Source organism: Halomonas sp. McD50-4 (genome assembly GCF_022348135.1).
GTDB classification, from domain to species: Bacteria; Pseudomonadota; Gammaproteobacteria; order Pseudomonadales; family Halomonadaceae; genus Vreelandella; species Vreelandella piezotolerans.
Map to the genome: position 1 here is coordinate 151,869 of NZ_JAKRFG010000002.1, position 14,221 is coordinate 166,089.

General features: G+C 57.3%; 11 protein-coding genes. 4 read left to right on the forward strand and 7 right to left on the reverse strand.

Features of this window, described 5'->3' with window-relative positions; all coding sequences use genetic code 11:
* Positions 1-71 precede the first annotated feature (71 nt).
* From MHM85_RS03280 to MHM85_RS03295, 4 genes are all read right to left on the reverse strand, one after another.
* On the reverse strand, positions 72-1,424 hold the full coding sequence (locus tag MHM85_RS03280; protein WP_139525252.1) for a NarK family nitrate/nitrite MFS transporter: 1,353 nt from the start codon (positions 1,422-1,424) through the stop codon (positions 72-74).
* 336 nt (positions 1,425-1,760) lie between these two features.
* The gene (locus MHM85_RS03285; protein ID WP_219863002.1) at positions 1,761-2,780 is read right to left on the reverse strand and encodes a patatin-like phospholipase family protein; all 1,020 of its coding nucleotides are present in this window, start codon (positions 2,778-2,780) and stop codon (positions 1,761-1,763) included.
* 84 nt (positions 2,781-2,864) lie between these two features.
* Complete coding sequence (locus MHM85_RS03290) at positions 2,865-3,962, reverse strand: CZB domain-containing protein (protein ID WP_153842223.1); 1,098 nt, start codon at positions 3,960-3,962, stop codon at positions 2,865-2,867.
* Between the two features lie 154 nt (positions 3,963-4,116).
* Positions 4,117-4,845, reverse strand: coding sequence for a murein L,D-transpeptidase catalytic domain family protein (locus MHM85_RS03295; protein WP_153842224.1), 729 nt, complete (start codon positions 4,843-4,845; stop codon positions 4,117-4,119).
* 170 nt (positions 4,846-5,015) lie between these two features.
* Between MHM85_RS03295 and MHM85_RS03300 the strand changes: the two genes are divergently transcribed.
* A complete protein-coding gene (locus MHM85_RS03300; protein WP_239284728.1) occupies positions 5,016-6,647 on the forward strand; it encodes a L,D-transpeptidase family protein in 1,632 nt (543 codons plus the stop codon).
* A gap of 88 nt (positions 6,648-6,735) precedes the next feature.
* Here the strand turns inward: MHM85_RS03300 and MHM85_RS03305 are convergent, their stop codons facing one another.
* Positions 6,736-8,430, reverse strand: a complete 1,695-nt coding sequence (locus MHM85_RS03305) for a peptidoglycan DD-metalloendopeptidase family protein (RefSeq protein WP_239284749.1) — start codon at positions 8,428-8,430, stop codon at positions 6,736-6,738.
* A gap of 617 nt (positions 8,431-9,047) precedes the next feature.
* Between MHM85_RS03305 and MHM85_RS03310 the strand changes: the two genes are divergently transcribed.
* Positions 9,048-9,968: a LysR family transcriptional regulator gene (locus MHM85_RS03310; protein ID WP_139525664.1), complete on the forward strand. Its 921-nt coding sequence runs from the start codon at positions 9,048-9,050 to the stop codon at positions 9,966-9,968.
* Between the two features lie 81 nt (positions 9,969-10,049).
* Complete coding sequence (locus MHM85_RS03315) at positions 10,050-11,048, forward strand: glutathione S-transferase family protein (protein ID WP_153842227.1); 999 nt, start codon at positions 10,050-10,052, stop codon at positions 11,046-11,048.
* Positions 11,049-11,126: 78 nt separating this feature from the next.
* On the opposite strand, the gene MHM85_RS03320 is transcribed toward MHM85_RS03315, so the two are convergent.
* Positions 11,127-11,606: a PRC-barrel domain-containing protein gene (locus MHM85_RS03320; RefSeq protein ID WP_219863009.1), complete on the reverse strand. Its 480-nt coding sequence runs from the start codon at positions 11,604-11,606 to the stop codon at positions 11,127-11,129.
* Between the two features lie 96 nt (positions 11,607-11,702).
* Entirely contained in the window at positions 11,703-11,900 is a 198-nt protein-coding gene (locus tag MHM85_RS03325) for a CsbD family protein (RefSeq protein ID WP_139525260.1), read from the reverse strand.
* A gap of 519 nt (positions 11,901-12,419) precedes the next feature.
* On the opposite strand from MHM85_RS03325, the gene MHM85_RS03330 reads away from it, so the two are divergent.
* Positions 12,420-14,132 (forward strand): DEAD/DEAH box helicase, encoded by a 1,713-nt coding sequence (locus MHM85_RS03330; protein WP_139525261.1) that lies wholly within the window; start codon positions 12,420-12,422, stop codon positions 14,130-14,132.
* Positions 14,133-14,221: the final 89 nt, after the last annotated feature.

The window sequence follows — 14,221 nt, forward strand, 5'->3', positions numbered from 1 at the left end:
TCCTTGATACTCGCCGCCAAAAGTCAAACGCCCCCGCAGTGGCGCGCCTGCAGGGGTAGTGTTCATCGATATTAGCGTAGTGAGAGAGCACCTGCCCCCGTATCGTCGCCGACGGCATCACGGTATGCGCTGGCCTCTTCGGCTTCGGTGGCCTCGCTAAAACGCACCACCAGTACGCAAGACGCTAGTACCAACACGGTCAGGCCCAGGTAGAAAAGGCCCTGCTGGTAGCTCAAGCTTTCGCTACGAAACAGAAACGCCGCAGACACCGCGCCCACGTTGCCGCCGGCCCCTACGATACCGGCCACGGCCCCCAGGGCTTTTTTGTTGATAAAGGGCACGACGCCAAAGGTGGCGCCTTCGGCCATTTGCACGAAGAGGCTAAATACCAGCATGATGCCAATGGCTAGGCTGAGCACGTGCATTTGGGAAAACGCCACTAGGGCAATGCCTTCGCACACCAGCGCTATGAAAAGCCAGCGAACGCGCCCTTTGAGCCCACCATGTTTGGCGAACAGATCGGAAAACACGCCGCCCAGTGTGCGAGCGAAGATGTTCATCAAGCCGAAGAGTCCGGCAATGAGCCCAGCGGTCGCCAGGGTCAGATCGAATTTGTCGAAGAAGTAGATGGCGGCAATGTTATTGATCGTTAGCTCGACGCCAAAGCAGAGCCCATACACGACGAACAGTGCCCATACGCGGATATCCTTCGCCGCCGCCAGGAAGCTTTGGGCGGCACCGTGCTCACCGGTAGCGGGTGGCAGCTCACCGCGTGCGCGCAGCTCGCTGAAGTTGCCATTGGGGGCGTCTTGTGTGAACAGCCAGTAGGCAATACCGGTAAAGAACAGCACCACACCAGGCACCACCATGGCGAGTCGCCAGCCGAGGGCTTCGTTCACGCCGAGCATCAGAACGCCGGCGAAAATCAGCGGCATGACGATTTGGGTGGTACCGCCGCCCAGGTTGCCCCAGCCAGCGCTGGTGGCATTGGCGGTGCCTACCACGTTGGGCGCAAACATCAAGGTGGTGTGGTATTGGGTAATGACGAACGATGCGCCGATGGCGCCAATCGCCAAGCGTGCCAGTAAGAAGGTCTCGAAACTGTCGGCAAGGCCAATTCCCATCACGGGAATGGAGCCCAGCATCAACAGGCCCGTATAGGTTTTGCGTGGGCCGATACGGTCGCAGAGTACACCGATCAGCAGCCGAACGATCACGGTGATCGCCACCGAGGCGATGATGGTATTGCCGATTTGGGTTTGCGTTAGCGCGAGATCCTCGCGCACCACGGCCATGAGTGGTGCGATACCGAACCAGCCAAAAAAGCAGATATGGAATGCAAACCAGGAGAGGTGAAAGGCCCGCATTTGCGGCGTCGAGAAATTGAGCAACCGGATACGGTTGGCTTTGTTGCGGATCTCCATGGGAGTGACCTCACAGCGTACGAACGAGTTTGTCGAGACGCAACGCGCAGGCGTTACGTGGTTACGGGAACATGCCTTCATCGTTGAAGGTCAGGTCCGACGCACTCGTACCCTGTTGGGCCTGGTCCACGCCTATCACCATGTAGAAAAAATAAGCAAATACTCCGCCATCACTCTTTTAAATCAGTGAAAACAGTTGGTTAAAGATTTTGCTTAGATAGGAGACTGCTTGGCAAATAGCAAAGACGGGGGAGAGTAGAGCACTTAACGCTCGTTTAGCGCACTCTGCTTGGGCAGCGTGCGCTAAGTTGGGGCAGTGGCTGGGCGTGAGCGCGCTTATTCGTGTAGGTAGACCGTATCGATATCGAGTGTGGACACCCTGCCAAGGGCATCGAAATGCGTGGCGAGCCAATGCTCGGCCGCCTCTCGGCCTTGCTCGAATAGGTGACAAAGGAAGGGCCATTCGGAGTTGAGCTTACTGGAAACCGATAGGTTATCCAGGGCTTGGTCGCCGCTAATGCGGTGAAAGAGGGCCTGTTGATAGCAGTTCTCGATACCTTGCTCTTCGAGAGCGTGCTTGAGTAGTGCGATCATACGTACCTCTTTGATCAGCGCAGCGTTGAAGGTGATCTCGTTGAGGCGGTTCATGATCGCCGAGGCTGAGGTGGGAAGCTCTTCGCGACGAATCGGATTGATTTGCACCAGCAGGATGTCCCGCGCGCTGCACTCCTCCATGAGAGGGAACAGCGCCGGATTGCCCATGTAGCCTCCGTCCCAATACGCTTCGCCATCGATCTCCACCGCTTGAAACATGAACGGCAGGCAAGCGGAGGCCATGACGGCGTCGACACTCATCTCTTCGCGGCGAAAGACGCGCTGCTTGCCCGTGCGTACATTGGTAGCCGCGACGAAAAGCTTGAGCTGGTCGCACTGGCGTACGCGTTCGAAGTCGATATGAGCCGCCACGATATCCCGTAGCGGATTCAAATTGAGTGGGTTGAGTTGGTAAGGTGATACGAGGCGCGTCATCAAGTCCATGGCGATATAGCCCGGCGAGTGGTCGAGGCTCCAGTTGCCGGTCAGAATATCCAGAGGGGAGCGGCGAATGGGACTTGCCATGCCTGCGCGGCTAACGGCCTGCCAAAACTCCCGCAGTGCCTGACGCGCCGCTCGCTTTCCGCCTCGAGTCAAAGCATCAGCCATCACCACGCCGTTCATGGCGCCTGCGCTGGTGCCGCTGATGCCCTCGATCTCGATGCGATCATCTTCCAGAAGGCGGTCGATCACCCCCCAGGTATACGCGCCATGAGCACCTCCGCCCTGTAGCGCGAGGTCGAGCTTTTTTACCGGTGCCATCGTCATCCTTTCCGTCTTTGATGGAAGTGCCTTTAGCATGGCATAAAAGTCGCCGGACGGAAGAATGGGGAACTACCCCGCAGACTAGGGAGCGTCGGCCAACGGTGATGAACGGGTCTGGGGCAGCGGCTGGTCGTACACCGCATGCTCCATCAACCGGTCGAGCTGCTGGGCCAGCGTCACGCTGGCCTCTTCCATGAGCGCCAGCGAGGCCAGCTCGCCGGTCAGGTCCCCCTGTCGGGAATAGCGCAAGGCCTCTAGACCGCTCTCATGGAAACGGCGGTGAGCCACGGCCAGTGCACGGTAAGCATCGCTTTGCTGATAGCGGCGACTGTCACCTGCCAAGTACCAGCGACCCAGCGCGCAGTGGTGCTGATCCGTAAGAGGAACTTCTTGGGAAGCTGATAATAGTTGCTGATAAAGACGACTTTTCCACACGGCATGTTCCACTTTGGCCGCGTGTAGACAGGCCGTCGTAGTGCTGTGGTGGATCACCTTGTACATATGGCGTGCTTGGTCGGTGAGCTGTTCGATCACTTGTTCGGCGTCTTGCGCGGCGCGCGCCAAAGCGTTTGCGCTTTCGCGTTGATGGCCAAGGACCCGAGCATCCTCCTTCAGCATGGTAGCCGTTTGCTCGACCCATTGATCCAACTGGTGCGCCAACTGCTGGGTGCGCTCGGCCAGGTGCTGGATGTCGCTCACCACGGCGGTGAGGCCGCTGGGCGCTTCCTGAACGTGAACCGCTTCGAGTGCCGTGCTCATCGCCAAGGCTCGGGTATGACCAGCCATACGGGCGAGTTCGACGCTCATGCCGCGCAGCTCGTGAAGGGCCGTGTCGCTGGCGAGTGGCGCCGCGTAATGCGTATCGGCCTGCTGGTGCCTTTGACACTGCTGTTGAAGATGTTGAGACGCTTTTTCTGCGTCATGTAGCCGGGTAAACAGGTCGGTGAGCGTGGCGCGTTCACTGGCAAGCTGTTCGGCGTGCCGTTCGGCGCCCTCTTCTAGGGATGTGAGCATATCCGCGCCTTTGGACTGAAGCATACTCACCGACTCCAGGGGCGTCATTAAGCTAATCGTGCGGCAGCCCCGCGTGCTCTTGGCCACGGCCAATTGAGCGTGTAGCTCGGCGACTTGCTGCTCCAGGCGGCGGATCGTTTGATAGGGGTGCATAAAGGCAAACATTGACCGGTACCTTCAGTGATGACGCAATTTGTGATGTTTTGTCACAAAGTATTGCAGAAGGTTTTTATGTTTGCCTGTGAAGCGTGGCCTTAGCTGATGAAAATCAGCCTCTTGTCATCGCAAAAAAGGAGCATCGCCATACCACTCGCCTGCGCTATTTCATCTCGGCTAGGTGCATGGGCGTCGACGACTCACAGCGTAAAAACGCTGACGTGGCTAACCACTCTTCATCCGGATAGTAGGCGAAGACGTACTGGTCCTCTTTTAGACTGTCGATTAGCGGGTAAGTGATGTCCTCACGTACCGCCGGGCAGCCATGGCTTCGCCCTAGGCGACCGGTTTGGGTGATGAAATCGTGGCTTACGTAGTCCGCGCCATGAATGACGATCGCTCGCTCGAAGGCCAGATCGTTGACGTCAGGCTCCAGGCCATCCAAGCGTAGTGAATAGCCATTGCGGCCGTAGTAACTGTTCATGGTGCGAAACAGACCGATGCTGGATTGATGGCTATCGGGAACATTGGAAAACGCGTTGGCCACGGCATCGCCAGATCCTTGTCCATGGGACACTAATTCCTCGAACAGCAGCTGATGTTGGTGAAGATCGAACACCCACATGCGCGGCTCTGTGGATGGCAGCGAGTAATCGATGACGGCCAGCCGCTCTGCGGATGGATCGGCACAGCTCAATGCCTGGGCCGCTAACCTGAGGGCAGTTGGCGTGGCATTAGGCGCTAACTGCAGTAACTGATGATGAAGGGGGGATACCCCCGCAGCTGGGGCGGCGGCCACTTGAGAGAAAAAGCCAGCGGCTTGAAGAGGATAAGAAAACAGTACGATGGATAAAGAAAACAGTACATTCATCATGCGTGATCGAAAAAGCATGGGGCGTTATCCTGCTGAAGGAGTCAAAAGCGTAACGAGGTCGATACATCAAGAGTCAGCGTAAGCGGCTATGATAAAAAACGTGTATCAGAACGGGAACTACTGATACGACGGTAAGCAAAAAGAGTGAAGCCACATTACAACGCAGCATAGTAACGCAAGGAGAGGCGATGAACGACCACCAGCCACTAAGACGATGGGCGATAGGAGCGGCGCTCTGTCTGGCGCTGAGCGGCCCGATAATGGCCGATGCCAATGAGCCAGCCAGCGCCGCGTTGCAGCAAGCCCTCGCGCAGCATCTTCAACACCATGAAGGGTCGCTGCCCATCGCGTCGTTCTATGAACTGCGCGGTGGGCAGCCGGCGTGGCAAGAGCTTCAACGCGTTCAGTCGCTGGTCAGCGCGTTGAACACGTTGCCCGATGACGGGTTGACGCCCGACGACTATCAAGCCTCGTCGTTGCTGAGTGACTTCCAGCAAAGCCAGCAATTGGACGATCGTGCGAAGGCCAATTTCGACGTGCGAGCCACTCGGGCCCTGCTCTTGGCGTTGGATCATCTATCGATCGGTAAAGTGGATCCTAAACGCGTCGAGCCGAATTGGGATCTGCAGCGACCTGAGCGGCGTTATGCGCTGCCACGTGTAGTGCAAGCCGTCGAGGAGGGGAGGGTCGAGCAAGCGCTTTCACTGGCGAGGCCGAATATGGCGGCCTATGCCCAGCTTCGTGAAGCGTTGGTGCACTATCGTCGGCTGGCCGATAAGATGAGCGTGCCCTATTTACCAAGACGCGATGAGTCGCTGCGCCCCGGCGATATCGACGATGACGTGCAAACGCTTCGCCAGCGCTTGACGCTATGGGGCGAGCCCCACCTGCTGGCAGCAGATAGTAGCGCTTACCCCATGGTCGACGTGCAGGCGTCAGGAGCTGACCCTCGCAGCTTCGACCGAGAGTTAGCGCAAGCGGTCATGCGTTTTCAGCGACGCCACCAGTTGCAAGAAGATGGCGTAGTGGGAGAGCGCACACGGCTGGCACTGAACATGCCCGTCTCCGCACGAGTGAACCAACTGCGCATCAACCTGGAGCGCGCCCGCTGGATTCGCCCTTCGCTGGAGCGCACGCCCAACGTGTGGGTCGATATTGCAGGCTATCGCTTGCATTATACGCGCCCCAATGGCCAGCATTGGGATACCCGAGTGGTGGTGGGCTCGCCCAGTCGTGAAACGCCGATCATCCACTCCTCGATCAGCCACTTGACCGTCAACCCAAGCTGGACGATCCCCCCGACCATCATGCGGGAAGATGTGCTACCACGGATCCGCCAGGACGAGCAGTATCTGGCGCGGCAGAACATTCAGGTAGTGAGCCTATCCGGAGAAACGCTGGATGCGAGCACGATCGATTGGCAGCGTCCGGGAGGCGTGATGCTTCGCCAAGTGGCAGGGAGCAGCAATCCTCTGGGACGTGTCGTGGTGCGTTTTCCCAATAACGACATGATTTACTTGCACGATACCCCGGCAAGAGGGCTCTTTCAGCGTGAGCACAGGGCACTGAGCTCTGGCTGTGTGAGGGTTGAGGGGGTAACGGAATTTGCCCAGCTCCTACTGCAAGACAGCGGCAGCCGTTATCAGCTCGATACGCTGATCGCGAATGGCCGCAGCGATCAAAACGTGAACTTGCCTAACCGTATTCCGGTAGCGCTGCACTACCTGACTGCTTGGCCCAACGGGCAAGGCGACGTAGTGTTCAGAGAGGATATCTATCACCGCGATGCGGCGCTGCTCGCAGCGCTCGAAGCAGTGTAAGTCGCTCGTCATTCATCAGGACTGGTAGTGTCAAAAAAGCCGCCCCACGTCGTGTGGAGCGGCTCTTTTGTATCGCCGTGGAGAGTGCTTATTGGAGGCTTTCGTCGCTGTCGTTATCGCGCTCATAGTTAGCCACGCTGATGGTGCCGGTTTCGCCACTCTCCAGCGCGGCCAACATTGGCTCGGCTTGGCGTTGGAACGCGATAAGCGTATCGCCGCTTAGGCTAGTGTTCTCGGGCAGTTCGACCGTCATCGCGTTCACCGGCGTGTTATTGACGATGACTTCATAATGCAGGTGGGGGCCTGTGCTGCGGCCGGTATTACCGGACAACGCAATACGCTCGCCCATCGTGACGCGCTCGCCCTGGCTGACCAATGGTTGCGACAAGTGCAAATAGCGGGTGCGGTAGCCGTTGTCATGGCGCACGACAATGTAACGACCGGCAGCGTGGTGGTTGCCGACACGCTCGACACGACCATTCGCAGGCGCGGTAATGGGGGTACCAATGGGCATCGCAAAGTCGGTGCCGTTGTGCGGGCTCACTCGACCGGTGACCGGGTGTAGGCGGCGTGGGTTGAAGTTGGAGCTAAGACGATAATTACCTTCGAAAGGACGACGCGCAAAGGCCGGATCGAGGCTGCTGCCTTCGGGCGTATAAAAATTATCGTCGGTGGTATTGCGCACGACGGTCAGGTCCATACGCTCGCCGTCATACTTAACGGCCAGTACACGCGAATCAAGTGTCTCGCCATCGATCATGTCAGATTCGACCAAGACCTGAAACTGATCCCCCCGGCGGCTGTCACGACGGAAGTCCAGCTTTTTTTGCAAGATGCGCGTAAGCTCCGTGACGGAGCTGCTGCTCAAGCCGGTGGCTTGGGCTGAGCGAGCAAAGCTGCCCGTTACGCTACCGGCATAAAGGCGCTGTACGGGCTCACCCTGACGTTCGATAGCCGTAATGGCGAATTGGTCACTATCCCGCTCTAGTAGAACGCCTTCGCGCGTGTTCTTCATCATGCGCAGTGCCAGCAACCGGCCCGTTTCGTCCAACTGGTAGTCGAAGCTGTGACCTGCACGCCAATGCGTCAACATACGAGGATCGGGTAGGTCGTCCAGCAGGGCGAGCACTTCGCTGTACCCCAAGCCCAGCTCGTTTTGCGCTAACACGGCAAACGTCTCGCCAGGCTCGACGATATGTGTTTCCCACTCAGGAACGAACGGCTCTTCGGCTGCCAGCTCCAGTTCCAGGAACGACACATCGTCCTCGTAGAGTTCGACCCCATAATCCTCGTAAGAAGTGGCATCAGCGATTTCGACGGAGTCGTCGACATTGAGCATGCCGCTTGTAATCGTGCCTAACACGATCGCCATATGCAGCGCGCCATCATCCAACGGGCTGTCGCTCAGCGCGACCCGAGGATGCGCAGCGTGTGGGGCTGCATCACTTGCCATGGACGCTTCGGCACTGGGAATCACATCGAGATCGACGATCTCGGTGGCGGTGAGTTCACTCAAAGGGATGTGTTCGCGGGTCGCGTCGAGGGCGCGAGAAGCACGGTCGATCGCTTCTGCCACTGGCGTTCGCTCTTGACGAAGCGACGGGACGCCGGGGGCTGAGTCGCTAGGTAGCGGAACGAGCACGCTCTCCAGCGGTGTTTGAGGTTGATTCAGGTCATGATAGGTGGTGATGAGTTTTTGTGCGCCCAGCACGGTGACCATGGTGGCCACGGGTAACAGTAATAATTTGTGCGTGCGAGGCAGCGAATGGAGGATTCGCAACATGAGTAAATAGGCCGCCGAGTTCGTGAAATAAAAGTAACATGAAAGTAAGCAAACTCGGGAACCATACCCCAAGGGAAAGGGGGTGAATAGACTGTACATTCATACACAAAATATACTTCCGCTGAATAGCGCAAATATGAAGGGTTCTTATTCAGCCATGAACACCGTTTGCTAACAAAAGTAACCAAAAGGCCGCAGCTTTCTAAAGCCAACAAAACGGTGTATTCACCTTCACCATAGACGCAAATGAAGTCTTGTGACAGGGAAATATAACGTGCGTCTAAATAAACGAGCGTTTTGTGCCCATATCAGCATGTAAGCCCGCATTAATAACATCCATAACACCGGTTAACGATTCAAAAATGCAACGCCGCGTCAATCGTATGAGTGCAAGGCGTATCCAGCGGAGTTGCTAATAGTAATAGGGTAATTTTTTGTATTTTAATGTTTCATTGAGTTTCTTTGGGGCTTTTTGGGGACTATGACTCCGTGAGATGGAGCAGTGAGTCAACGAAATTCGCTAACAAACAAGTACTCACCATCATTTCCTGGCATTCTAGGATTGTTTTTCGAAGATGAAGCGGATGGTTTCGCTGTATGGCGTCGAGGAAATCGAAATGTCTCGGGTAACACTAGCGCAGTGGCAAATGCTGGCCGCCGTGGTGGATCATGGCGGCTTCGCAAGGGCGGCAGAGGCGATCCATAAAAGCCCCTCTACGCTGAATCATGCGGTGCATAAATTAGAAGAACAGTTGGGTATCCAGGTGCTCGAGCCCATCGGGCGGCAGGTGCGGCTGACCGAAGCGGGTGAGTTGCTGCTTCGACGGGCCCGGCAGCTGATCGAAAGCGCGGCGTCTCTGGAAGACGTCGCCTCGCGCTTGGCGGCGGGGCTTGAAGCAGAGATCGTCGTAGCGATCGATCAGATTTTTCCTGCAGCGGCGCAAGCCAAAGCACTGGAACGCTTTTCGGAAACCTATCCTCAGGTACGCGTGCAGCTCCACGAGAGCGTGCTGAACGGGGGGACCGAGATGCTCTACGATGGCCGTGCCGACTTAGTGGTCTCCGGTATCGAGGCCCAAGGGTTTTTGGGAGAGCCGCTGGTCAACATTCGTTTCGTGGCGGTAGCGCATCCGCGTCATCCCCTGCATCAACTTGGGCGCTCGCTGGATTTGCGTGATTTAGCCCAACATCGTCAGCTAGTGGTGCGCGATTCCGCGCTGCGTCAGTCCACCAATGCGGGATGGTTGAAAGCCGAGCAGCGCTGGACCGTCGGGCATGTGGGCACCTCATTGGACATGCTGCGACGCGGACTCGGTTTCGCTTGGATTCCGGAAACCCGTATTGCCGACGAACTGGCCAGCGGAGCCTTGAAGCCGCTGCCGCTCACTGCGGGAGGCGTTCGCGAGGTCCCTGTTCAGCTTATTTTTCGTGATCGTGATCGTGCGGGTCCAGCCGCCCATGCCATGGCGGCAGCGCTGAAGCGAGCAGTGAAAGAGGTATGCGAGCAACGTTCGATTCCCTCGAATGAACAGCCGTAAAACATCCGCTTGAGCCTTATCCCGTCGGGGGTATGCTGAACGGTATACACATCGAAAAACGTTCAATGCAGGAGATGCCCGATGGGACTGTTAGTCAACGGCGAATGGGTCGATCAGTGGTACGACACCAAAAAGCATGGCGGGGAGTTCGTTCGCGAATCCGCGCAGCTGCGCGATTGGGTGGGTAGCGACCAAGCCTCTGACGGGGATAGCTACCCGGCTCAAGCCGATCGCTACCACCTTTACGTATCGCTCGCGTGCCCCTGGGCGCACCGGGCGCTCATCATGCGTAAACTAAAAGGGCTGGAGTCGCTGATCGGCGCGTCCCACGTGAGTCCGCTGATGTTGGAAAACGGCTGGACCTATCATCAAGACGAAGGGTCAAGCGGTGACCCCATCAACCATGCTGAGTTTCACCATCAGCTCTATACCATGACAGACCCAACGTACACTGGCAGGGTCACTGTGCCGGTTTTATGGGACAAAAAGCGCGGCGCCATCGTCAATAACGAATCAGCCGATCTGTTGCGCATGTTCAACCGCGCCTTCGATGAATTGACTGGCAATGACTTGGACTTCTATCCAGACGATTTGCGCAGCGTCATCGATGACGTGAACGATGATGTGTACGACCACATCAATAATGGGGTGTACAAATCCGGTTTTGCCACGGATCAGCAGGTCTATGAGAAGCACGTGACGGCGCTGTTCGATGCGCTAGACCGCATGGAGAAGCGGCTCGGAGAGCAACGCTATCTGGCGGGTGAGTGGCTGACCGAAGCGGATATTCGTCTCTTCACTACGCTGATTCGCTTCGATGCGGTCTACTTTGGCCACTTCAAGTGCAATTTCAAACGCATTGATGACTACCCCAATCTCTCGAATTACGTACGCGAGCTTTATCAGTGGCCTGGAGTGGCCGAGACGGTCAACATGGATCACATCAAGCGTCACTACTATTATAGTCACGATACGATCAATCCTACCCGTATCGTACCTGCTGGGCCGCTGTTGGACTTTACTCGTTCTCATGACCGTGAGCGTTTGCCAGGCCAGGGAATACGTCGCCACTCATCCTGACCCCGTGCTTCAAATGTAAAAAGGCCATCCGCATGGATGGCCTTTGACTTTGTCACAGCAGGACGAATTTAGAACCTATTACTCGTCGTTCACGGCTTCACGAGTCGTCTGCCAGGCGCTCTGGGCGCCTTCTTTAGTGGTTTGCCACGCATCCCGCGCATTGGCTTTGGTCTGTTCCCACCAATCACGATCATACGTTGGGAAGGATTCTACCTCTTCTGACGTGGCTTCAAGCATGATGCGGTGTTCGGTTTCACCATCGCTTTCAGTGTGCGTCTCGAGCGTGAAATTGTCCGTGTCGACGACGATTTCACGGCCACCTAAGCCCAATACCGCACCGCTCTCGATGACAAGTGCAGAAATTCGCATCTCTTCATCGAACAGAATATCGTCGACTTCCCCGATTTCTTCGCCAGAACCATTGGCAAAGAAGACGTCTGCATCGAGGATGTCTTCAGCGGAGTACATACCCTGAGGCTCGGTTTGGGCGTGAACACCAAACGCCATGCCGCTTAAGAGGGCCGTTGTGATGGCAGTCGTTAGAATGGATTTACGCATAGCTTCTCTCCATGTGGCTATCGGTAGGTAGCGTCATGCTACTCTTGGTGAATTCGATATTAAGACCTTTAGTGAAAGGTCGTCGTACGACAGAGTTTAGAGACCGTTGGCCCAATCATCCGCGCGGCGCTCAGCTTCTTCACGCTCCAAACCGTATTTTTGCTGAAGCTTACCGACCAATTGATCCTTTTTACCGCCGATCTGATCCAGCTCGTCGTCAGTGATCTCACCCCAACTCGCGCGGGCTTTACCTTTCACTTCTGTCCATCTGCCTTCGATTTGATCCCAGTTCATGTTTATCACTCCTTGAAGTTCGTGAACGTCATCAGGCATTTCTCAGGTTAGACGACATATGCACATGTGCAAGCTCGGGTATTGATATGGGTTAAAACAAAAAGGCTGGTCAGAACCCGTGGGGGGTGTTAGGATGCGCGCTCCTCGCATGTGTTGACCCCTCCATCACGACGATAAACGTTCATCACTGACGCTGAGTAGTACGTGCCACGCCAGTCGAAACGTTTGCGGGAACATCTCACTGACTGCAGATGTTCATTGCTGTGAAGATGGCGCGCCTCCAGTATTTCACCAAACGGGTGAAATCGGCGCAGAAGGTCGCCACAGCGGTTGGCCCGCAAATGCGGTGTTGCCAGCCGAATGCCAGGTGCGACCGGCGTCTCCGACTCCACTGATGACGATATCCGCGATGCGGAGCCTTGTTCTTTTGCAGCGTACTGTTACGCGCTGCATGAAAACAGAGTCAGAGACGCTTACGATGTTTTTTGCCGGTTCTTCCGGCCTACCAAGGTGTGATTAATGACCTCGACTTCTGTCGCCTCGCCGAGCTTCGGCGATCTGGCTCTATTGCCTGCCGTTCTGTCTGCTGTTGAAGCACAGGGCTATGAAACTCCTTCACCCATCCAGGCGCAGACCATTCCTGCGTTGCTGGAAGGTCGCGATATGCTGGGCCAAGCGCAAACGGGTACCGGCAAAACTGCTGCTTTCGCACTACCGCTGCTGTCGCGTCTCGACATGCAGCGTCGCGAGCCCCAGGTACTGGTGCTTGCGCCGACCCGCGAACTGGCTCAACAGGTCGCCGTCTCTTTTAGCCGTTATGGCCAAAACCTTCAGGGGTTGGAAGTGGCTACCCTCTGCGGTGGTCAAGAGTACCGTGAACAGCTAGGTGCGTTGAAGCGTGGCGCACAAGTGGTCGTTGGCACACCGGGCCGAGTGATCGACCACTTGGATCGCGGCAGCCTGAAATTGGACGGTCTCTCCGCACTGGTACTGGACGAAGCCGACGAAATGCTGCGCATGGGCTTTATCGACGACGTCAAACGCGTGGTTGCCGATACCCCGAAAGATGCCCAGCGTGTCTTCTTCTCGGCCACGCTGCCGACGGAAATCGAGCGCATCGTCAACCGTTATTTGGTCAACCCGGTGAAGGTGGCGATCGAGTCGCGCACGACCACAGGTGAAAACATCGAGCAGCGCCTCGTGCGTGTCGACGGTGGTGCCAAGCTGGAAGCGCTGTCGCGTATTCTCGAAGTCGAGCCGGTCGATGCCGCTATCGTCTTCGTGCGCACCCGTGCGGCCTGTACCACGCTGGTCGAGCAGTTGACCGCTCGTGGCGTCAACGCCGCTGGCCTATCGGGTGATCTGGATCAGAGCCTGCGCGAGCGCACCATTACCCGCTTGAAGCGTGGCAAGGTCGACGTGCTGATCGCGACCGATGTGGCGGCCCGTGGCCTCGACGTTCCGCGTATCACCCACGTGATCAACTACGACCTACCGCAAGATGCAGAAGCCTACACCCACCGTATCGGTCGTACCGGGCGTGCGGGCCGTAGCGGCATCGCGATTACGTTCGCGGGTTTCCGTGAAGGCCGCAAAGTGGGCTGGATGGAGCAGGCCACCGGTCAGAAAATGACCGAAATGCCGCTACCTGACGAAGCCGCTATCCGCGCTCACCGTGACGACGTATTCCATCACCGCGTGGTGGCTGCACTGACCAAAGGCGCTGAAGAGCAGCGCGCCCTGGTCGAGCGTCTGGTGGAAGAGGGGCATGACGCCGTTGAGCTGGCCTGCGCGTTTGCCGCCATGGCCCGTGCCGACGAAGCGCCGATCGGTCGTCTTCAGGCACCGCGCAAAGAGCGTGCCCCGCGCGATGGCGCACCGGGCAAGCCGGGTGGTGCCCGCCGCGAGCGCTCCAGTGCGCCCAGCGAAGGCATGACCCGCTACCGCGTCTCGGTAGGCCATAAAGACGGCGTGAAGCCGGGCCAACTGGTCGGCGCGCTGGCGAACGAAGGTGGTATCGAAGGCGCACGCATCGGCCGTATCGATATCCGTAACGCCTTCTCCGTGGTCGAGCTGCCCAGCGGGTTGCCCTCCACGATTCTGGCGAAAATGGCCCGCGCCCGTGTGGCCGGTCGCCCGCTGGAAATCAGCGAAGACCGTGCGCCGGAACGCGCCCCGCGCCGTCGTCGTGACGATGGCGATGCCCCGGTTCGCCGTCGCGAACGCGCATAACTCATTGCTAGGCGCTGGTTAGCGCCTAACCGATGAGTCACATCCCCCTATGCCACTGGCCCCGTGCCTGCTGGCGTAGGGGGATTTTT

Coding starts and splice junctions, on each gene's coding strand:
- MHM85_RS03280 (WP_139525252.1), bottom strand. CDS start 1,424: ATGGAGATCCGCAACAAAGCCAACCGTATCCGGTTGCTCAATTTCTCG.
- MHM85_RS03305 (WP_239284749.1), bottom strand. CDS start 8,430: ATGTTGCGAATCCTCCATTCGCTGCCTCGCACGCACAAATTATTACTG.
- MHM85_RS03290 (WP_153842223.1), bottom strand. CDS start 3,962: ATGTTTGCCTTTATGCACCCCTATCAAACGATCCGCCGCCTGGAGCAG.
- MHM85_RS03325 (WP_139525260.1), bottom strand. CDS start 11,900: ATGAACTGGGATCAAATCGAAGGCAGATGGACAGAAGTGAAAGGTAAA.
- MHM85_RS03300 (WP_239284728.1), top strand. CDS start 5,016: ATGAACGACCACCAGCCACTAAGACGATGGGCGATAGGAGCGGCGCTC.
- MHM85_RS03330 (WP_139525261.1), top strand. CDS start 12,420: ATGACCTCGACTTCTGTCGCCTCGCCGAGCTTCGGCGATCTGGCTCTA.
- MHM85_RS03315 (WP_153842227.1), top strand. CDS start 10,050: ATGGGACTGTTAGTCAACGGCGAATGGGTCGATCAGTGGTACGACACC.
- MHM85_RS03320 (WP_219863009.1), bottom strand. CDS start 11,606: ATGCGTAAATCCATTCTAACGACTGCCATCACAACGGCCCTCTTAAGC.
- MHM85_RS03285 (WP_219863002.1), bottom strand. CDS start 2,780: ATGGCACCGGTAAAAAAGCTCGACCTCGCGCTACAGGGCGGAGGTGCT.
- MHM85_RS03310 (WP_139525664.1), top strand. CDS start 9,048: ATGTCTCGGGTAACACTAGCGCAGTGGCAAATGCTGGCCGCCGTGGTG.
- MHM85_RS03295 (WP_153842224.1), bottom strand. CDS start 4,845: ATGCTTTTTCGATCACGCATGATGAATGTACTGTTTTCTTTATCCATC.